Below are 18269 nucleotides of genomic sequence, written 5' to 3'. Positions count from 1 at the left end.
GAGTGTCCGGACCATTGTCGGGGTGCGCCGGAGAAGACCGTGACGGGGGCCGACCACGGACGGTCGTGGGTCCGCTCAGGGCCGGGGGCCCGGAACCACCGCGTCCGTCCGGCCGATCCTGGTCCGCTCGCCGGGCCGCAGCACCCCCGCGAACGCCACCAGGCCGCTGGACAGCGCCGTCACCAGGCAGAACGACACCATCAGGCTCGTCGCCTGCGCCAGCATCCCGATCGCGCTCGGCGCGATCAGCCCCGAGGTGTACGTGATGGTCGCGACGCCCGCGATGGCCAGGCTCGGGTTGGGACCGCTGCGGCCGGCGGCGGCGAAGCACAGCGGCACGACGACGGCGATGCCCAGTCCCATCAGCGCGAACCCGCTCATCGCCACCGCGGGATGGTCGGCGATCACGATCAGCAGTCCGCCCAGCACGGCGAACACCCCGCTCGCCCGCACCGTCCGCACGGCACCGAAGCGGTCCACGATCTTGTCACCGGCGAGCCGGGCGACGGCCATGGTCAGCGTGAAGCCCGTGGTGCACGCCGCCGCCAGACCGGCGGACGTCTCCAGTTGCTCCCGCAGATAGACGGCCGACCAGTCCAGGCTCGCTCCCTCGGCGAACACCGCGCAGAACCCGATCAAGCCGATGAGCAGCGCCGAGCGGGGCGGCAGCGCGAACCGCGGAGGCGGCTCCTCGTCCTCGGCGGGCTGCAGGTCGAGCACCCACCGGCAGGACAGCACACCGATGACGGTGAGGACCGCGGCGGCGAGGGCGTGGTGCAGCCGGGCATCGGAGCCGAGGTGCGCGGCGAGCGTGCCGGCCGCCGAGCCGATCAGGGCGCCCACGCTCCACATGCCGTGCAGTCCGGACATGATCGACCGCCCGAGGCGGTTCTCGACCTCGACCCCCAGCGCGTTCATCGCCACGTCCGTCATGCCGGCCGTCGCGCCGTACGTGAACAGGGCCAGACAGAGCGTCAGCAGGTTGGGCGCGAGGGACGGCAGGACCAGCGACAGCGTCCACAGGGCGACCAGTCCGCGCAGCGCGTTCCGGGCGCCGAAACGGTGCATGATGCCGCCGGCGAGCGGCATCGCCACGGACGCGCCGAGCGCGGGAAAGGCGAGCGCGATCCCCAACTGGCCCGCGCTCACCCCGGCGTGGTCCTGGATCCACGGCACGCGGGTCGCGAACGAGCCGGTCACGGCGCCGTGCACGGCGAAGACGGCGGCCACGGCGTACCGGGACCGCTTCACCTCGCGTTGTTCGTCGACCACGTTGCCCATTCTGCGGTCCCCCTCCGGGTCTGTGCCGTGTGCCGTGACCGGTGCGGGCGTAAACTATCAGGAACCCTGCCTGATAATAAGAGTGTTTTCCGCTGGCCATGGCCGACGGCCCCCGTCGATCTGGGAGGATCCGCGCATGCCCGCATCCCCGAGGACCGCCCGGGCCATCAACGACCGGCTCGCCCTGCGCCTGCTCCAGCAGGAAGGCCCCTTGACGGCAGGGCGGTTGAAGCAGCTGACCGGTCTGTCCCGGCCGACCGTCGCCGACCTCGTCGAGCGCCTCACCGCCGCCGGACTGATCGCGGTGGTCGGCGAGGCGGGGGAGCAACGGCGCGGCCCCAACGCGAAGGTCTACGGCATCGTCGCCGACCGGGCGCACCTGGCCGCCCTCGACGTCCGCACCGAGGGCGTCGCCGTGGCCGTCGCGGACCTGGTGGGGCGGGTGCTGGCCGAGGCGTCGGTGCCCATCGGGGACGACACGGGCACGGGCCCCGCCGTGGAGCAGGCGGTCACACTGGTCGAGCGCGTGGCGAAGGAGGCCGGTGCCGACCGATTGCACACCGTGGGGATCGGCGCGCCCGGCCTGATCGACCCCTCCAGTGGTGAACTCCGCAACTCCACCGGGCTGCCGGAGTGGCACCGCCGGCTCGTCGCCACCCTCCAGGAGCGGCTGCCCGAGGCCCGCGTCAGCGTCGAGAACGAGACCAACCTCGCGGCGCTGGCCGAGCAGCGCGACGGGGTGGCCCGGGACCGGGACACCTTCGTCCTGCTGTGGCTCGGCCACGCCCCCGGAGCGGCCGTGGTCCTCGACGGCGCCCTCCGTCGCGGCGCGTCCGGCGGCACCGGCGAGATCGGCTTTCTCCCGGTCCCGGGCACGGCCGCGCGGCCGACGTCGACCGACTGCGAGGGCGGCTTCCACTCGCTGGCCTCCTCGGCGGCGGTCGTGTCCCTGGCGGCCGCGTGCGGAATGCCCGCGGCGCCGGGGGAGCCGATGTCCGCGGTGGGGGCGGTACGGGTGGCCGTCGAAGCGGTGCGGGCGAGCCGAACCGGGAGTTCCAGGCTGACGCCGGAAGGGGGAGCGCCCACTTCCAGGAGTTCTGCGCCGCTGCTGCCGGGAGGGGGCGCGCCCCTGCCGGGGGCCGCGTCTCGCACTCCCGGAGCCGGGGCGTCACCTCCCGCGGCCCCTGCCGCCGCCGCCCGCTTTCTCGACGCCCTCGCCGATCGTCTCGCCGTCGGGGTCGCCTCCGTCGTGGCGATCCTGGACCCCGGGTGCGTGGTGCTCGGCGGCGAGGTCGGTCAGGCCGGTGGCGAGGAGCTCGCCTCACGGGTCCGTGACCGCATCGCCCGGATGACGCCACTGCCCACAGAGGTACGGGCGACCACCCTGGGCGGCGGCGCGGTCCTGCGCGGCGCACTGCTGACGGCCCGGGACCGCGCCCAGGAACAACTGTTCACACCCGGAGAGCCCCGGCGCCGGCCCGCTCCGGGCTGGTAGACCGTCAGGCCCGGGGCCACCCCCTCCGGCCCCCTCTCTCTCAGACCTGACCGCTCAGACTCCGGACCGCCCCCTCCCCGCCCGGACCCGGCGGCGGCCCTCGAACCGCCTCTCCAGGTGCTCCTCGAACGACCCCTTGCCCACCGCCCGTCGCGGCGCCAGATGGCCCCCGCTCCGGAAGCCCCGGTACGCCGCTCCCCACAGCGGCACGTTCACCACCGCTCGCCGGCGGCCCGACGCCTTCAGATACGCACGGGCGAAGGACTCCAGCGGCTGTGCCTCCGGCCCGCCCAGGTCCTCGACCCGCCCCGCCGGTGAGGCCGTCGCCAGCTCGACCAGCCGGTCCGCCACCTCGGCCACCTCCACCGGCTGGTCCCGCACGCCCGCCGGGAGGAACATCACCGGCAGCTTCGACAGCCCCTGGAACATCATGATCAGCAGATCGTGGAACTGCGTCGCCCGCAGTACGGTCCAGCCGATCCCCGACTTCTCGACCAGCCTCTCCACCGCGAGCTTGCTCCGGTAGTACGGGAACGGCACCTCGTCGACACCCACGATCGACACGTAGACGAGATGACGCACGCCCGCACCGCGCGCCGCCCTGATCAGGTTCTGAGCCGCCTGCTCGTCCCCCTTCTGTGCCGACGCGCAGTGGACGATCGTGTCCACACCGGCGACGGCCGCGTCCAGCGCGGCTCCGCCCGCCCGCAGATCCACCGCGTACGGCTCGCTGTGCCGGCTGAGCACCCGCACCTCGTGCCCGCCCGCGCGCAACCGCTCGGCGACGAGCCGCCCCAGCGTTCCGGTGCCACCGGTCACCAGGATCGTGGTCATGTTGTTCAGCCCCTTCGGACGCCGGGCGCTCCCTGGTGGAACGCCCCTGCCGAATGAGACCGAACAGCCCCCGCCGAATGTGACAGGCGCGCCCGCGGTCCTACGGCCGGGTGAGCTGACGCCGTGCGAACGTCAGCTTCTCCGGGTTGACCACGGCCCGCACCCCCGTGACCAGCCCGTCGCGCACCTCGACCACCGACAGTCCGACGAGCGTGTCGCCCGCCCAGCTCGCCAGCCCCAGCGCCCCGTTGACCTCGGTCGGCACGAAGTCCAGGCCCCGCGCGAACTTCGGCCCGCCGCCCGCAAGGAAGCGAGCGATGTCGGGTCCGCCCTCGATGGGCCACCGCGCCGCGGTGACCTTGCCGCCACCGTCGCTCCACCAGGTCGCGTCGGCCGCGAGCAGCTTCTCCAGCCCGGCCAGGTCCCCGTCACGGGCCGCCGTGATGAACGACTTCACCAGCTCCTCCTGCCGTTCGGAGGCGGGCTCGAACCGGGCCTGCGGTTCGCCCACCCGCCGCACGGCACGCCGGTACAGCTGGCGGCAGTTGGTCTCGCTCAGGTCCAGCACCCCGGCGATCTCCCGGTGGCCGTAGCCGAACGCCTCCCGCAGCACGTACACGGCCCGCTCGGTCGGCGTCAGCCGCTCCAGCAGTACCAGCATCGCCATCGACACGGCCTCCCGCTGCTCCGCGGACTCCAGCGGGCCGAGCGTGCCGTCCGAGGTGACCACGGGCTCGGGCAGCCAGGTCCCGACGTACCGCTCGCGCCGGGCCCGCGCGGAGGTGAGCCGGTTCAGGCAGAGGTTGGTGACGACCTTGGCCAGCCAGGCCGCCTGGTACTCGATCCCCGCCCGGTCGGCGCCGCTGTAGCGCAGGTAGGCGTCCTGGACCGCGTCCTCGGCTTCCTCGGCGGAGCCCAGCAGCCGGTAGGCGAGCGAGAACAGCCTGGGCCGGTGGACTTCGAACTCCTCGCCTGTGGTGGTCATACGACTCACCCTGCCAGAGGGCGGCCCGTCCGGCGTGGGGAGGCCCGACGGCGGGCAAGGGCCGTCGTCACCGCCGCCGGGCCGGTCAGCGGGGGGTGAGCCGACCCTGGCGATGACCCTAGAAAGGACTAGACCACATCGTCAATAGGTGTGGACCCATGCCGCGCCACAAGCGGTCGCGGACACAAGGAAGTTGAGGTGCCGGTCGCGCTCGGGAAGGGGTGCGGCACGTTCTGTGAGGCAGCCCACACACTCCGCCCCTATGCATGTCGATCAGGCGTGGCACACTGGCCGTGTACCAATAGCAGCGCACTCCGGGGTCGGTGAAAGTCCGAACCGGCGGTTACAGTCCGCGACCCGGTCGCCTCCAGCGACCGGTTGACCAGGTGAAATTCCTGGACCGACGGTTAAAGTCCGGATGGGAGGCAGTGCGCGGCGAGCGGGCATTCGTGCGCGCCGCCGAGAAGTCCGTCCTCGTGCGGACTCCGTCCGGCGTCGCCCCCGGTGTTCCTGCTCGTATCCTCTGTCGTCATCGACAGCCCCGGAGTCCGTGCCCGAAGAGGCAGGAGGACCCGGGAAGTGTTCACCGGAATCGTCGAAGAGCTGGGCGAGGTCACCGCCGTCGAGACCCTCGACGACGCCTGCCGCTTCCGCCTGCGTGGACCGGTCGTCACCCAAGGCGCCCAGCACGGCGACTCGATCGCCGTGAACGGGGTGTGCCTCACGGTCGTCGACCACGAGGGCGACGAGTTCACGGCCGACGTCATGGCCGAAACCCTGAACCGCTCCAGCCTCGGTGCCCTGCGGGCCGGATCCCGTGTCAACCTCGAACGCCCCATGGCCGTCGGCGAACGCCTCGGCGGGCACATCGTGCAGGGCCATGTCGACGGCACCGGCGAGATCCTGGAGCGCAAGCCCTCCGAGCACTGGGAGCTCGTGAAGATCTCCCTCCCCGCGGATCTCACCCGCTACGTGGTCGAGAAGGGCTCCATCACGGTCGACGGCATCAGCCTGACCGTCGTCGACGCCGGGCCCGACTACTTCACGGTCAGCCTCATCCCCACCACCCTCGACCTGACCACGCTCGGCCACAAGCAGCCCGGCGACCCGGTGAACCTCGAGGTGGACGTCATCGCCAAGTACGTCGAGCGGATGCTGGGCGACCGTGCGCAGGGGGCCGGCCGGTGAACACGCTGAACTCCGAGGCGTTCGTCCTCTTCGGCCAGCACATCCTCTGGTCCGACATGGTCGGCAACCTCTTCGGCCTGGCCGCCCTGGCCCTCGGCTGGCGCCGCTCCATCTGGACCTGGCCCGTGCAGTTCCTCGCCGGCCTCATCCTCTTCGGCGCCTTCTACGGCCACCTCACCGGCAGCGCGGGCAAGCAGGCGGTCGTCATGGCCGTCGCCCTGTACGGCTGGTGGCAGTGGCAGCGCGGCAAGGGCCAGGGAGGCGACGGCCACATCGCCGTACGGTTCGCCACCTGGGGCGAGCGCGTCGCGATGGCCGCCGCGGCCGTCGCCGGCACGGTCGCGGTGGCGCTGCTGTTCACCGCGTACCCGACCCTGTCCTGGGACCCCTGGCCCGACGCCTACATCTTCGTCGGCACCGTCGTCGCGATGTACGCCCAGGCCCGCGGCATGGTCGAGTTCTGGTTCGCCTGGCTCCTCGTCGACCTCGTCGGCGTCCCCCTGAACTTCGCCAACGGCTACGCCTTCTCCGGCTTCGTCTACGTCATCTACGGCGCGCTCGTCCTGTGGGGCCTGCGCGACTGGTGGCTGCGTTCGCGTCAGGCCGCGCGGCCCACCCTGGAAGGAGCGCCGGCATGAGCGCCACGACCACCCTCTACAGCACCGACGACGTCGAGCACTTCGCGCTCGACCCCGTGGAACAGGCCATCGCCGACATCGCGGCCGGCCGCCCGGTCGTGGTCGTCGACGACGAGGACCGGGAGAACGAGGGCGACCTCGTCATCGCCGCCGAGAAGGCCACCCCGGAGATCGTCGCCTTCATGATGAGCGAGTGCCGCGGCCTGATCTGCGCCCCGATGGAGGGCGACGAACTGGACCGGCTGAACCTCCCGCAGATGGTCGAGGACAACACCGAGTCGATGAAGACCGCGTTCACGGTCTCCGTCGACGCCTCCGCCGCGCACGGCGTGAGCACCGGCATCTCCGCCTCCGACCGCGCCACCACCCTCCGGCTGCTCGCCGACGGCGTCTCGGGGCCCGGCGACTTCGTCCGCCCCGGCCACATCTTCCCGCTGCGCGCCCGGCCCGGCGGCGTCCTCACCCGCAACGGCCACACCGAGGCCGCCGTCGACCTCGCCCGCCTGGCGGGCCTGCGCCCGGCCGGCGCCATCGTCGAGATCGCCGGTGAGGACGGCACCATGCTGCGCCTGCCCGAGCTGATCCCCTTCGCCCGCAAGCACGGCCTGACGATCATCTCCATCGAGGACCTGATCGCCTACCGCCGCAGCAGCGAGCCCACCGTCCGCCGCGAGGCCACCACCCGGCTGCCCACCGCCCACGGCACCTTCACGGCCCACGGCTACCGCTCCATCGTCGACGGCGTCGAGCACGTCGCCCTGGTGCACGGCGAGATCGGCGACGGCCAGGACGTCCTCGTGCGCGTCCACTCCGAATGCCTCACCGGCGACGTCTTCGGCTCGGCCCGTTGCGACTGCGGCCCCCAGCTCGACGCCTCCCTGGCCCGCATCCAGGAGGAGGGCCGGGGCGTCGTGGTCTACCTGCGCGGACACGAGGGCCGCGGCATCGGCCTGATGTCCAAGCTGCGCGCCTACGAACTCCAGGAGCGCGGCCGCGACACCCTCGACGCCAACCTCGAACTCGGCCTGCCCGCCGACGCCCGCGACTACGCCGCCGGCGCGCAGATCCTCGCCGACCTCGGCGTGCGCGGCGTCCGCCTGCTGACCAACAACCCCGACAAGTCCGACGCGCTCGTCCGCCACGGCATCGCAGTCAGGGCCCGTGTGCCCATGCCCGTGAACGCCGGCGAGCACAACCTCCGCTACCTGCGCACCAAGCGGGACCGGATGGGCCACGACCTGCCCTGGCTGGACACGACCACCGTGCCGGCCTGCGGCAACCAGTAACAAAGCACGAAGGAGAGACGTGAGCGGCAAGGGTGCACCGGAACTGTCCGTACGCAATGTGGGTGACCTGCGGGTCGCCGTCATCGCGGCACAGTGGCACGAGAAGGTGATGAACGGCCTGGTCGACGGCGCCCTGCGCGCCCTGCACGACCTGGGCATCGACGAGCCGACCCTGCTCAGGGTCCCCGGCAGCTGGGAGCTCCCGGTCGTCGCCAAGGTCCTCGCCGGCCGCGGCTACGACGCGATCGTCGCCCTCGGCGTCGTCATCCGCGGCGGAACCCCCCACTTCGAGTACGTGTGCCAGGGCGTGACCCAGGGCCTCACCCAGGTCTCCGTCGACACCGGCGTCCCCGTCGGCTTCGGCCTGCTGACCTGCGACACCGAGGAACAGGCCCTGGACCGCGCCGGGATCGAGGGGTCCAACGAGGACAAGGGGCACGAGGCGGTGACGGCTGCGGTGGCGACCGCGGCCACCCTCCGCTCAGTATCCGAACCCTGGCACTGACGAACGGCACACGTGGCATAGGCTGAGCGTCACCATGTCCAAGAAGACGTTCGAGGAGCTCTTCACCGAGCTCCAGCACAAGGCCGCCCAGGGCGACCCCGCCACTTCCCGCACCGCAGAGCTGGTCGGCAAGGGCGTCCACGCCATCGGCAAGAAGGTCGTCGAGGAGGCCGCCGAGGTGTGGATGGCCGCCGAGTACGAGGGCAAGGAAGCCGCCGCCGAGGAGATCTCTCAGCTGCTGTACCACGTCCAGGTGATGATGGTCGCCCGCGGCATCTCCCTCGACGACGTCTACGCCCACCTCTGAGCCGCATCCCCGTCCCCGCAAGACACCACACAAAGGAAGCCGACCTCATGCTGCGCATCGCCGTCCCCAACAAGGGTTCCCTGTCCGGCCCTGCGGCGGAGATGCTGCATGAGGCCGGCTACCAGCAGCGCCGCGAGTCCAAGGAACTGCGGATCGTCGACCCGGTGAACGAGGTCGAGTTCTTCTACCTGCGCCCGCGCGACATCGCGATCTACGTCGCCTCCGGGCAGCTGGACATCGGCCTCACCGGCCGCGACCTGCTCATCGACTCCGGCGCCGAAGCCGAGGAGATCCTCGCCCTCGGCTTCGCCCGCTCCACCTTCCACTACGCCGCCAAGCCCGGCACGATCGGCGGCCTGGCCGACCTGTCCGGCAAGACCGTCGCCACCTCCTACGAGGGCATCGTCGCGGCGCACCTCGCCGAGCACGGCATCGACGCCTCCGTCGTCCACCTCGACGGTGCCGTCGAGACGGCCATCCAGCTCGGCGTCGCCCAGGTCATCGCCGACGTCGTCGAGACCGGCACCTCGCTGCGCAACGCCGGCCTGGAGGTCGCCGGTGACCCGATCATGCAGTCCGAGGCCGTGGTGATCCGCCGCACCGGCGCGGACGCCGACGACCTCAAGGTGCAGCAGTTCCTGCGCCGCCTCCAGGGCGTCCTGGTCGCCCGGACGTACGTGATGATGGACTACGACTGCCGCGTCGAGCAGCTGGAGAAGGCCGTAGCCCTCACGCCCGGCCTGGAGTCCCCGACCGTCTCGCCGCTGCACAACGAGGGCTGGGTCGCCGTCCGCGCCATGGTCCCGGCCAAGGAAGCCCAGCGGATCATGGACGACCTCTACGACATCGGCGCCCGGGCCATCCTGACCACGGCCATCCACGCCTGCCGTCTCTGAGGGGCGTACGCGCGATGTCCGATCTGCCCACCCTGCCCGTCACGTTCCGGCCGGGCAGCACCCGCGTGGTGCTGCTCACCGCAGCCGTCGCCATTTTCGTGGTGATCACGGCGGTCGCCATGCTGCTGCAGCAGCTCAGCCCCGCCGAACGCGTGAGCTTCGTCTTCACGGCGCTCCTGCTGGACGGCGTGCTGCTGCTCCTGGCGCGTCCCAAGGTCGTCGCCGACGAGGACGGCGTCACTGTCGTCAATCTCACGAACAAGCGCCGTCTGGAGTGGGCGGAGATCCTCCAGGTGACCCTCCGGCCCGGCGACCCCTGGGTGTTCCTCAACCTCAGCGACGGCACCAGCATGCCTGCTCTGGGCATCCAGCCGGGCCTCGCCAAGCAGCGCGCGATCGCCGACGCCCGCGCCCTGCGGGCGCTCGTCGAAGCCCGTTCGATGACGGACCCCGAGCGGGGTCAGGACTGACTCGGGGAGATCCTCAGAGCGGTCACCCTGCCGCATCGGGCCATGTCTTGATTAATCTGTTTCCGGAGGCGCGAACGGACGCGCCTCCGCCCCTGCTGCCCCGCCCGGTGCGCCAGGGGCTCCTGCTAACCGAGGAGTGACCCCCTCCGGCGATGGACGGATCGTCCTGCAGTACCTGCGCCGCCCCCTGCCGACATAGCGCGTGCCTCGCATCCGAGGCGCGCGACCATGTGGAGGCGGCGGCATCATGACCACCCCCCTGCTGCTCCTGGCAGCCGCGTTCCTGCTGATTCTCGCCAACGGATTCTTCGTGGCGGCCGAATTCGGACTCGTGACGGTCGAGCGGCCCGAGGCCGAGAAGGCCGCCGCCGAGGGCGACCGGCGCGCCCACCGTGTCGTCGAATCGCTCAAGGAACTGTCCTTTCAGCTCTCCGGCACCCAGCTCGGCATCACCATCACCTCGCTCGTCGTCGGCATGCTCGCCGAACCGGCGCTCGCCGAGCTGCTGCACGGTCCGTTCATTTCGATCGGCATCCCCGAGGCAGCCGTCTCCGGTGTCACGGTCGTGGTCGGCATGCTGCTGGCCTCCGCCGTGCAGATGGTGATCGGCGAGCTGCTGCCGAAGAACTGGGCGGTGTCCCGGCCGCTGCAGGTCGCCCGCTTCGTCGCGGGCCCGCAGCACGTCTTCGCCCGGCTGTTCCGCCCGGTCATCGCCGGCCTCAACGCCGTCGCGAACCGGCTCGTGCGCGCCCTGGGCATCGAGCCCGCCGAGGAGCTGGCCTCCGCCCGCACCCCCGGCGAACTCGTCTCCCTGGCCCGCCACTCGGCCCTGGCCGGCGCCCTGGAGCAGGACACGGCCGACCTGTTCGTCCGCACCCTGTCGCTGGGCGAGCTCACCGCGCAGCACGTGATGACGCCGCGTGTGAAGGTCAGCGCCCTGCAGTCCTCCGCCACCGCCGAGGACGTCGTCAACCTGACCCGCGCCACCGGCCTGTCCCGCTTCCCGGTCTACCGGGAGAAGATCGACGAGGTCGTCGGCATGGCCCACCTCAAGGACGCCCTGGCCGTGCCCGTCGGGGACCGGCTGCGCACCCCCGTCGGGCACATCGCCCGCCCGGCGCTGCTCGTCCCCGAGACGCTGCCCGTACGGCCGCTCCTCGTCCGCCTGCGCAGCGAGCAGCCCATCGCGGTCGTCGTCGACGAGTACGGCGGCACCGCCGGGGTCGTCACCCTGGAGGACATCGTCGAGGAGATCGTCGGCGAGGTCCGCGACGAGCACGACGGCCACGACCTGCCCGAGCTGGCCGCCGCACCCCCCGAGGACGGCAGGCCCGCCTGGGACGTCGACGGCAGCTGCCGGGTCGACATCCTGCAGCGCATAGGCCTCGACGTGCCCGAGGGCCCCTACGAGACCGTCGCGGGCCTGATCGCCGACCTGCTGGGCCGTATCCCGGCCGTCGGCGACAGGGCGGAGCTGCCCGGCTGGCGCCTGTCCGTGCGCCAGGTCGGCCACTACCGCGCGGAGCGGGTCCGGCTCGTGCGGACCGCCCCGGTGGTCTCCATGGCGGAGGCCGTCCGATGAGCGTGCTCCAGCTTCTCTTCGCCGCGCTGCTCGTGCTCGCCAACGGTTTCTTCGTCGGCGCCGAGTTCGCGCTGGTCTCCGTACGCCGCAGCCAGATCGAACCGCTCGGCACCGCCCGCTCCCGGCAGGTCCTCCACGGTCTTGAGCGACTGCCGCAGATGATGGCGGCGGCCCAGTTCGGCATCACCATCTGCTCGCTGACCCTGGGCGCGGTCGCCGAACCGACGGTCGCGCATCTGCTGGAGCCGGTCTTCGAGTGGATCCACCTGCCGCACGGCATGATCCATCCGCTGACCTACGTCATCGCCCTGGCCGCCGTGGTCTTCTTCCACCTCGTCATCGGCGAGATGGTCCCGAAGAACCTGGCGATGGCCGCCCCCGAGAAGGTCGCGCTGTGGCTCAGCCCCGGCCTGGTCTGGTTCGCGCGCTTCTGCAAGCCCATCACCGCCGCCCTCGGCGCGGTCTCGCAGGGCATCCTGCGGCTCTTCCATGTCGAGCCCAAGGACGAGGTGGAGGCCGTCTTCACCAGTGAGCAGCTCAACCGGCTGGTGGAGGACGCCGGCCAGGCGGGCCTGCTCGACCCCGAGGAGGCCGAGAGCCTGGAGGACGCCCTGGAGCTGGGCTCCCGCCCGGTGACGGACGTCCTGCTCAAGCGGGAGTCGCTGGTGACGGTCAGCCCGTCGGTCACGCCCGGGCGGATCGTCGCGCTCACCGCCCGCACCGGCTACTCCCGGTTCCCGGTCACCGCGGACAACGGCGCGTTCATGGGGTACCTGCACGTCAAGGACGTCCTCGACCTGGAGGACTCCGACCGGGCCGTGCCGCAGCACCTGTGGCGCCCCATGACGACCCTGCGGCCCGAGCTGCCGCTGGACGACGCGCTGACGGTGATGCGGCGCGCGGCGACCCACCTGGCCCAGGTGGCCGACGCGTCCGGGAAGGTGCTGGGCCTCGTCGCCCTGGAGGACGTGCTGGAGCTGCTGGTGGGTGAGGTGCGGGATCCGGCGCACCGGCAGGTGCGCGAGGTGAAGCTGACCGAGCCGAGGTCGGGTGAAGAGGTGCTGGCGACCTAGCACCGTGGCTGCGACCGGCCCCCACCGGCCCGCGGATGGTGAACTCACATGGCCGACGGGTCCTGCGGCCCCCGCCCCGACAAGACCTCCCCGTACGCCTGCATCAGGTCCGGCAGCCGCAGCGTCGCCAGGTCGTCGCGCCCCAGCACCCCGGGATACACCGACAGCCGCAGATCCCGGTACGCACAGCTCTTCTCGTACAGCGTCCGCAGGAACCGCCCGTTGCCCAGCTCGTCGATCCATCCCTGGTCCACCACGTGCCCGGCGATGGACCGCAGCTCGTCCAGGGCCTCCTCGTCCCACAGGTCGCCGTTCTCGGCCGCGAGCACCCTGCCGATCTCGGTGAGTTCGAGCGGCCGGTACGAGGGGAAGTCGACGCGGGTGGTGAAACGGGACGACAGCCCGGGGTTCGCGGTGAGCAGGCGGTCCATGCCCTCCGGGTAGCCGGCCAGGATCACCACGAGGTGGTCCCGGTTGTCCTCCGCACGCTTCAGCAGCACCTGCAGTGCCTCGTCGCCGTACGCGTCCCCCTTGCCGTAGCCCGAGTTGGACAGTGCGTGGGCCTCGTCGACGAAGAGGACGCCCCCGAGGGCCGAGTCGATCAGTTCGTTCGCCTTCACGGCCGTCTGCCCGAGGTACTCGCCGACCAGATCGGCCCGCTGCGCCTCGACGAGATGGTCGCCGCCGAGCAGCCCGAGGGCGTAGAAGACGCGGCCGAGGATGCGGGCGACGGTGGTCTTGCCGGTGCCGGAGGGGCCGGAGAAGACGAAGTGGCGTTTCGGCGGCTGGACCGGCAGGCCCTGCCCGGCTCGCAGCCGGGCCATGTTCAACTGCGCCGACAGCGCCTTGACCTGGCGCTTCACCGGCTCCAGGCCCACCATGCGCTCCAGCTCGCTGAGCGCCTCCTCCAGTAACGCCGGGTCGGTGGGCCCGGCGGGCAGGGAGGGGGCGGGGCCCGTCCGACGGCGGACCGGCGGGCCGGTCACCGGAGGCAGGGGGGCGAGCGGCGGCTCGGGGTCGGGCAGTCGCAGATCGCGTCCTTCGAGACCGAAGAGCGAGTCGAAGCCGTCCGTACCGTCCACGGCGTCCTGGCCCGCCCCGGTGAGCGTGATCGCCGCGAGGTCCGTGGCCTCGTCGTAGCCGTCGCCCTCGGCTATGGCGGCGAGCCGGGCGGAGGTGTCCATGAAGGCCGGGTCGACGCGGTGCACGGCGCGGTACAGGGGAAGCGCGGCGGCGCTGCGGCCGGTGCCCTCGTGGGCCCGGGCCAGCCAGTAGCGCAGTTCCTTGCGCTGGGGCTGCTCGCTGCGGCAGCGCATCAGCGCGGCGGACAGCAGGGGTTCGGCCTGGCCGTACATCTCCAGGCGCACCCTCGCCATACCGCCGAACAGGCCCGCCTCGATGCCGAGCACCGCATCGTCGAGCAGGGGGTCGGTGTGGCGGACCAGCTGCTCCCAGTCCTTGACCAGATAGGCGCGGCAGGAGTGCAGGAAGCGGACCTGGGGGTCGGTGTCCACGGGAGGCAGCCCGGCGAGGGCCCGGTCCAGCTCGGGGACGTGACGGCCGTCCAGCCAGTGGGAGGCGTGTGCGAGCAGCAGGTCGCGGGGGCTCTCCAGTACGGGCTGCACCCACCAGCCGAGCCAGTACCAGGAGTTGAGCGTGCGGCGGTAGCGGGAGCGCTGCTCGCCGAAGCGGTCCCGGTGCCGGAACATCCGCAGCAGCGCGGTCGTCGTGTCGACGCGCAGCGCGTGCAGCCCCAGCCAGGCGTCGGCCATCCCGGAGTCCATCCGCACGGCGTCCCGGAACTCCTCCTCCGCCTGCGGATACGCGCCCATGGTGTAGGCGTCCACACCTCGCAGCCAGGCGAGGTCGGCCGGGGCCTGTGGGCCCTGCGTGCCGAAGTCCATCACGTCCCCCACGAACCGTGCCCCCGTCGGTATGCCAACGAGCCGTCCCCCGGCCGGCTGCCCTGCTCTCGAACCGCTGTGCCACGGACCGGAGTTGCACCGAACGCGAAGCAACCGTCCGCAGGTCGCGACGAGGGCATCGTACCCGCGGGGGCGGCGCCCCCGTAGGGTGCCGCACGGGCCGTTCGGCGAGGTGGGAGCGGATGCGGCGGACGCCTGCGCGGTGACCCAGGGTGAGCGCTCGGCCTCACGCGGCGGGCGGAAATCCGGAAGAAGACAGAACGAAGCCCCCGATCACGGGGGAACAACCGGGGGCTTCGCGTCTGTGGGCGGCTCCGATGCCGCACATTGAGAACGTAAGACCTGTACGGCCCAGCGGTCAAGCCGAGTTGGAGCACTCCGGCGAGTTGCTCCGCAAGGCCTTTCACAAGTTCAGCACACCGCGGGCGGCTCGTCACCGTGCGTGACGGACCGGTCCGGTCCAAGGGGCCGGGCAGGTCCCGCGAGCACCTCGTATCCCTCCGGCCGCTGCCGTACCAGAAGGTCGGCGAACGGCCGCGAGGGGTCTTCGGCGAAATGCCGGCGTTCCGCTGGGACCCATCCGTCCCAGAACTCCCGCTGCTCCTCCCCGTCCCGGGACCGGCCCCGCGCCCATGCCTCTTCGCGCGGCAGCTCCATCCACAGCAGCAGGGCCAGGTGCGGGCGCAGCGCACGGCGCCCCGCCCCGACGCCCTCGACGAGGATCACGGGCGCGGGCGGGAGCGAGCGCGGGGAGCCGAAGCGGCGGGCTGTCCAGTCGTAGGGGGCGTAGTGCGCGGTCCTGCCGCGGGTGAGCGGTGCGATCACCTGGTCCAGCAGGCGGCCGGTCCAGCCGAAGAGCGCGTCGTGGCTGGCGACGTCGTCGAGGCGCAGCACCGGCGCACCGTCCAGAGCCGCGGCCAACTCTGTGGCGAACGTGCTCTTTCCGGACCCGGCGTACCCGTCGATTCCCACGAGCCGGACCGGGCCGCAGGCGGGGGAGAGGCTGCGGATCCGGACGGCCAGATCACGGACGGCGGAGCCCGGTGCGGGGCGGAAGGATGGATTCATCTCGCTCAGCACTCTAACGACGGGGTCGGCCGGGGACGCCACTGGCGACGGTTCGGCTGTGGGCCCAGCTCCTCGAACGGTGTCCCCCGCGCATGTCACCGGCCGAACAATGTCCGGCGCGAGCGCGACTGCCGACGAGGGCCGGCGCGGACCACGTCCGACGGGGCCTGGCATGGTCGCCACCGACGAACGGTGTCCGGCGCGGGCGTCACGGCCGACGGGGGCCGGCGGCGCCACTGGTCGACGCCAATATTGGTGGGCGCGGCGCGCGTCGAAGTGCTGGCAGGACATGGCCGCCTGTGCTCATATGTGGCGCACGCACGGATACGACCAGCCGTGCACGGACCTGCTCGCACCTGTCCGACTCCGACATCCGGGGGCACCGCCATGCGCAGAGCCGAACAGCCGTCCCGCCGAACCGTCCTGGCCGCCGCGGTCGCCGCCGCCGTCACCGCGAGCGCGGGCCCGGCGGCCGCCGACCCCGAGGCTCTCATGACGACCGACACCGCAGACCCCGCCCGGGCGGTCCCGGCCCGTACCGTCGACAACAGGTTCTGGGTCTCGTACGGCGACTGGTCCGGCGGCACGGCGAAAGGCACCAGGGCCGTCGCCGGCGCCCGTCCGGGCGTGGCCATCGCGAAGCCCGCCGGGACGGTCGACTACAAGGACCCGCACACCGGCACCAGCGCCGCCTGGGAGTACGCCACCTGGACGTCCCCCGTCCACCGGCTCGCCGTACCCGCGACCGAGGCGATCGTCTCCTGGAACGCGCACACCCCGGCCGGCACCTGGCTCCAGGCCGAGATGAAGGCCACCTACACCGACGGCTCCAGCACTCCCTGGTACGTGATGGGCCGCTGGGCCGCCGGCGACCGGGACATCCGCCGCACCTCGGTCGACGGCCAGAGCGACACCAAGAGCACGGTCTGGACCGACACGCTGGCGATCGACGACCCGTCGACGGGCCTGCGCCTGGCCTCCTACCGGCTGCGCCTGACCCTCCACCGCAAGCCCGGCACCAAGGCCACGCCCACCGTGTGGCGGCTCGGCGCCATGGGCTCGGACGTGCCCGACCGGTTCACCGTCCCGGCGTCCGCACCCGGACTCGCGAAGGAACTGTCCGTCCCGCGCTACTCCCAGGAGATCCACAAGGGCCGGTACCCCGAGTACGACAACGGTGGCGAGGCCTGGTGCAGCCCGACCTCCTCCCAGATGGTCATCGAGTACTGGGGCGGCCGGCTCACCGCCGGGCAGCTGGCCTGGGTCGATCCCGCGTACGACGACCCGCAGGTGTGCCACGCGGCCCGCTTCACCTACGACTACCAGTACGCGGGCTGCGGCAACTGGCCCTTCAACGCCGCGTACGCGGCCACGTTCAAGGACCTCCAGGGCGTGGTCACCCGGCTCGGCTCGCTCACCGAACTGGAGACACTGATCGCCGCGGGCATCCCCGCCATAACGTCCCAGTCGTTCCTGAAGGAGGAGCTGACCGGCGCCGGGTACGGCACCGCGGGCCACCTGATGACCGTCGTCGGCTTCACCGCCGACGGTGACGTGATCGCCAACGATCCCTTCTCGGCGACCAACGAGGCCGTGCGCCGCGTCTACAAGCGGCGCGAGTGGGAGAACATCTGGCTCCGCACCAAGCGGTACAACGCCTCGGGCAAGGTCGTCTCGGGCACCGGTGGCGTCTGCTACCTGTACTTCCCGGCCCGTCCGAACGCGGCCCAGCGCACGGCACTGACGGCTGTGGGCGTACGCGTGTGACCGACCTTACGGCCGCAAAAGCCGCTTCAGGTGGCAAGGTGGACGGAACTTCGGGGGGAGTCCGTCCGCACCACCGAGCCAGAGAGAAACCATGACCGCTCAGTCAGCCACCGCCCACCACGTCCGCACCGGCGGCCCCCGGGACGACGGCCCGAAGATCGTCGAGCACCTCATGGGCTGGGCACTGGTCGTGGTCGTCGCGATGCTCGTGACCCGGCTCGGGCTGCTGTGACCTGACCCACGACCCGAGGGTGAGGCCTGCCATACTGCGGAGGTCCCACCCCGCCCGTTGAGACCAGGGTCGAAATTGAATATCAGCCCCCAGCCTGCCGCGCGCCCCCGGGCCCGCGGCACCGAGCGCTCGATGGCGCGCCGTGCCGAACTCATCGCCATCGGACGGAGGTTGTTCGCCGACACGTCGTACGACGCCCTGTCGATGGACGACATCGCCCGGCAGGCGCACGTCGCCAAGGGGCTGATCTACTACTACTTCCAGTCCAAGCGCGGCTACTACCTGGCCATCGTCCAGGACTCGGTCACCGAACTGCTCACTCTCGCGGCGAGCGGTCCGCAACTGCCCCCGGTCGACCGGGTCCAGCGCACCATCGACAGCTACCTGCGCTATGCCGAGCACAACCAGGCCGCGTACCGCACGATCGTGAGCGGCGGCGTCGGCTTCGACACCGAGGTGCACGCCATCCGTGACGGAGTGCGCGAGGCCGTCGTGGCCACCATCGCCGAGGGTGCGTACGGTCGCGCCGACGTCACCCCGCTGGCGCGGATGGGCCTGCTGTCCTGGGTGTGCAGCGTCGAGGGCGCCACGCTCGAATGGATCGACCGTCCCGAGCTGCCCCGGGACACCATGTGCGAGCTGCTGGTGAAGACCCTCGGTGGCGCCCTGCGCGCGGTCGAGGAGCTCGACCCCGCCCACCCGGCCCCGCAGCCCGCGCACCGGGGCTTGTGACCGGG

18 protein-coding genes and 1 riboswitch are annotated in these 18269 nt (G+C 71.9%); of the genes, 13 read left to right on the top strand and 5 right to left on the bottom strand.

Going from position 1 to position 18269, the window contains the following annotated elements; all coding sequences use genetic code 11:
• Positions 1-75: 75 nt before the first annotated feature.
• Complete coding sequence (locus tag AB0F04_RS34890) at positions 76-1281, bottom strand: MFS transporter (RefSeq protein ID WP_362049485.1); 1206 nt, start codon at positions 1279-1281, stop codon at positions 76-78.
• A 136-nt stretch (positions 1282-1417) separates the two neighbouring features.
• Between AB0F04_RS34890 and AB0F04_RS34885 the strand changes: the two genes are divergently transcribed.
• A complete protein-coding gene (locus AB0F04_RS34885; protein WP_362049482.1) occupies positions 1418-2776 on the top strand; it encodes an ROK family transcriptional regulator in 1359 nt (452 codons plus the stop codon).
• A gap of 54 nt (positions 2777-2830) precedes the next feature.
• Here the strand turns inward: AB0F04_RS34885 and AB0F04_RS34880 are convergent, their stop codons facing one another.
• Positions 2831-3610, bottom strand: a complete 780-nt coding sequence (locus AB0F04_RS34880) for an NAD(P)H-binding protein (RefSeq protein WP_362049479.1) — start codon at positions 3608-3610, stop codon at positions 2831-2833.
• A 100-nt stretch (positions 3611-3710) separates the two neighbouring features.
• Complete coding sequence (locus tag AB0F04_RS34875; RefSeq protein ID WP_362049476.1) at positions 3711-4595, bottom strand: RNA polymerase sigma-70 factor; 885 nt, start codon at positions 4593-4595, stop codon at positions 3711-3713.
• A gap of 305 nt (positions 4596-4900) precedes the next feature.
• A riboswitch (FMN riboswitch) is annotated at positions 4901-5031 on the top strand.
• A 143-nt stretch (positions 5032-5174) separates the two neighbouring features.
• Here AB0F04_RS34875 and AB0F04_RS34870 point away from each other — a divergent pair.
• The 9 genes from AB0F04_RS34870 to AB0F04_RS34830 all read left to right on the top strand — a co-directional run bounded on the left by AB0F04_RS34870 (position 5175) and on the right by AB0F04_RS34830 (position 12540).
• Positions 5175-5783 (top strand): riboflavin synthase, encoded by a 609-nt coding sequence (locus AB0F04_RS34870; RefSeq protein WP_362049473.1) that lies wholly within the window; start codon positions 5175-5177, stop codon positions 5781-5783.
• The gene (locus AB0F04_RS34865; RefSeq protein ID WP_362049470.1) at positions 5780-6421 is read left to right on the top strand and encodes a nicotinamide mononucleotide transporter family protein; all 642 of its coding nucleotides are present in this window, start codon (positions 5780-5782) and stop codon (positions 6419-6421) included. The genes AB0F04_RS34870 and AB0F04_RS34865 overlap by 4 nt, the downstream gene beginning before the upstream one ends.
• Positions 6418-7707 (top strand): bifunctional 3,4-dihydroxy-2-butanone-4-phosphate synthase/GTP cyclohydrolase II, encoded by a 1290-nt coding sequence (locus AB0F04_RS34860; protein ID WP_362049467.1) that lies wholly within the window; start codon positions 6418-6420, stop codon positions 7705-7707. Before AB0F04_RS34865 ends, AB0F04_RS34860 begins: the two co-directional genes overlap by 4 nt.
• 19 nt (positions 7708-7726) lie before the next feature.
• Positions 7727-8212: a 6,7-dimethyl-8-ribityllumazine synthase gene (gene ribH / locus AB0F04_RS34855; protein WP_053668350.1), complete on the top strand. Its 486-nt coding sequence runs from the start codon at positions 7727-7729 to the stop codon at positions 8210-8212.
• Between the two features lie 34 nt (positions 8213-8246).
• On the top strand, positions 8247-8519 hold the full coding sequence (locus AB0F04_RS34850) for a phosphoribosyl-ATP diphosphatase (RefSeq protein WP_019983911.1): 273 nt from the start codon (positions 8247-8249) through the stop codon (positions 8517-8519).
• A gap of 47 nt (positions 8520-8566) precedes the next feature.
• Positions 8567-9415, top strand: coding sequence for an ATP phosphoribosyltransferase (hisG, locus tag AB0F04_RS34845; RefSeq protein ID WP_362049463.1), 849 nt, complete (start codon positions 8567-8569; stop codon positions 9413-9415).
• Positions 9416-9429: 14 nt separating this feature from the next.
• Positions 9430-9885: a PH domain-containing protein gene (locus AB0F04_RS34840; RefSeq protein WP_362049460.1), complete on the top strand. Its 456-nt coding sequence runs from the start codon at positions 9430-9432 to the stop codon at positions 9883-9885.
• Between the two features lie 247 nt (positions 9886-10132).
• Complete coding sequence (locus tag AB0F04_RS34835) at positions 10133-11467, top strand: hemolysin family protein (RefSeq protein ID WP_362049457.1); 1335 nt, start codon at positions 10133-10135, stop codon at positions 11465-11467.
• Positions 11464-12540, top strand: a complete 1077-nt coding sequence (locus AB0F04_RS34830) for a hemolysin family protein (protein WP_362049454.1) — start codon at positions 11464-11466, stop codon at positions 12538-12540. Before AB0F04_RS34835 ends, AB0F04_RS34830 begins: the two co-directional genes overlap by 4 nt.
• Before the next feature lie 44 nt (positions 12541-12584).
• On the opposite strand, the gene AB0F04_RS34825 is transcribed toward AB0F04_RS34830, so the two are convergent.
• Both AB0F04_RS34825 and AB0F04_RS34820 read right to left on the bottom strand, forming a co-directional pair.
• Positions 12585-14444: an AAA family ATPase gene (locus tag AB0F04_RS34825; protein ID WP_362049564.1), complete on the bottom strand. Its 1860-nt coding sequence runs from the start codon at positions 14442-14444 to the stop codon at positions 12585-12587.
• A 432-nt stretch (positions 14445-14876) separates the two neighbouring features.
• Positions 14877-15533 (bottom strand): hypothetical protein, encoded by a 657-nt coding sequence (locus tag AB0F04_RS34820; RefSeq protein WP_362049451.1) that lies wholly within the window; start codon positions 15531-15533, stop codon positions 14877-14879.
• A gap of 387 nt (positions 15534-15920) precedes the next feature.
• Between AB0F04_RS34820 and AB0F04_RS34815 the strand changes: the two genes are divergently transcribed.
• From AB0F04_RS34815 to AB0F04_RS34805, 3 genes are all read left to right on the top strand, one after another.
• Positions 15921-17300 carry a peptidase C39 family protein gene (locus tag AB0F04_RS34815; protein WP_362049448.1) on the top strand — a complete coding sequence of 460 codons (1380 nt, stop codon included), beginning with the start codon at positions 15921-15923 and terminating at the stop codon, positions 17298-17300.
• 91 nt (positions 17301-17391) lie between these two features.
• The gene (locus AB0F04_RS34810; protein WP_362049445.1) at positions 17392-17532 is read left to right on the top strand and encodes an SCO1431 family membrane protein; all 141 of its coding nucleotides are present in this window, start codon (positions 17392-17394) and stop codon (positions 17530-17532) included.
• A gap of 75 nt (positions 17533-17607) precedes the next feature.
• Entirely contained in the window at positions 17608-18264 is a 657-nt protein-coding gene (locus AB0F04_RS34805) for a TetR/AcrR family transcriptional regulator (RefSeq protein WP_362049442.1), read from the top strand.
• Positions 18265-18269: the final 5 nt, after the last annotated feature.

The sequence above is a fragment of the Streptomyces sp. NPDC029041 genome (genome assembly GCF_040637515.1).
Classification (GTDB): Bacteria; Actinomycetota; Actinomycetes; order Streptomycetales; family Streptomycetaceae; genus Streptomyces.
The sequence above is the reverse complement of the archived record's forward strand: the minus strand, read 5'-3'. Positions and strand labels throughout refer to the sequence as shown.

Coding starts and splice junctions, on each gene's coding strand:
- AB0F04_RS34890 (WP_362049485.1), bottom strand. CDS start 1,281: ATGGGCAACGTGGTCGACGAACAACGCGAGGTGAAGCGGTCCCGGTAC.
- AB0F04_RS34885 (WP_362049482.1), top strand. CDS start 1,418: ATGCCCGCATCCCCGAGGACCGCCCGGGCCATCAACGACCGGCTCGCC.
- AB0F04_RS34880 (WP_362049479.1), bottom strand. CDS start 3,610: ATGACCACGATCCTGGTGACCGGTGGCACCGGAACGCTGGGGCGGCTC.
- AB0F04_RS34875 (WP_362049476.1), bottom strand. CDS start 4,595: ATGACCACCACAGGCGAGGAGTTCGAAGTCCACCGGCCCAGGCTGTTC.
- AB0F04_RS34860 (WP_362049467.1), top strand. CDS start 6,418: ATGAGCGCCACGACCACCCTCTACAGCACCGACGACGTCGAGCACTTC.
- AB0F04_RS34850 (WP_019983911.1), top strand. CDS start 8,247: ATGTCCAAGAAGACGTTCGAGGAGCTCTTCACCGAGCTCCAGCACAAG.
- hisG (WP_362049463.1), top strand. CDS start 8,567: ATGCTGCGCATCGCCGTCCCCAACAAGGGTTCCCTGTCCGGCCCTGCG.
- AB0F04_RS34840 (WP_362049460.1), top strand. CDS start 9,430: ATGTCCGATCTGCCCACCCTGCCCGTCACGTTCCGGCCGGGCAGCACC.
- AB0F04_RS34835 (WP_362049457.1), top strand. CDS start 10,133: ATGACCACCCCCCTGCTGCTCCTGGCAGCCGCGTTCCTGCTGATTCTC.
- AB0F04_RS34830 (WP_362049454.1), top strand. CDS start 11,464: ATGAGCGTGCTCCAGCTTCTCTTCGCCGCGCTGCTCGTGCTCGCCAAC.
- AB0F04_RS34825 (WP_362049564.1), bottom strand. CDS start 14,444: ATGGACTTCGGCACGCAGGGCCCACAGGCCCCGGCCGACCTCGCCTGG.
- AB0F04_RS34820 (WP_362049451.1), bottom strand. CDS start 15,533: ATGAATCCATCCTTCCGCCCCGCACCGGGCTCCGCCGTCCGTGATCTG.
- AB0F04_RS34815 (WP_362049448.1), top strand. CDS start 15,921: ATGCGCAGAGCCGAACAGCCGTCCCGCCGAACCGTCCTGGCCGCCGCG.
- AB0F04_RS34810 (WP_362049445.1), top strand. CDS start 17,392: ATGACCGCTCAGTCAGCCACCGCCCACCACGTCCGCACCGGCGGCCCC.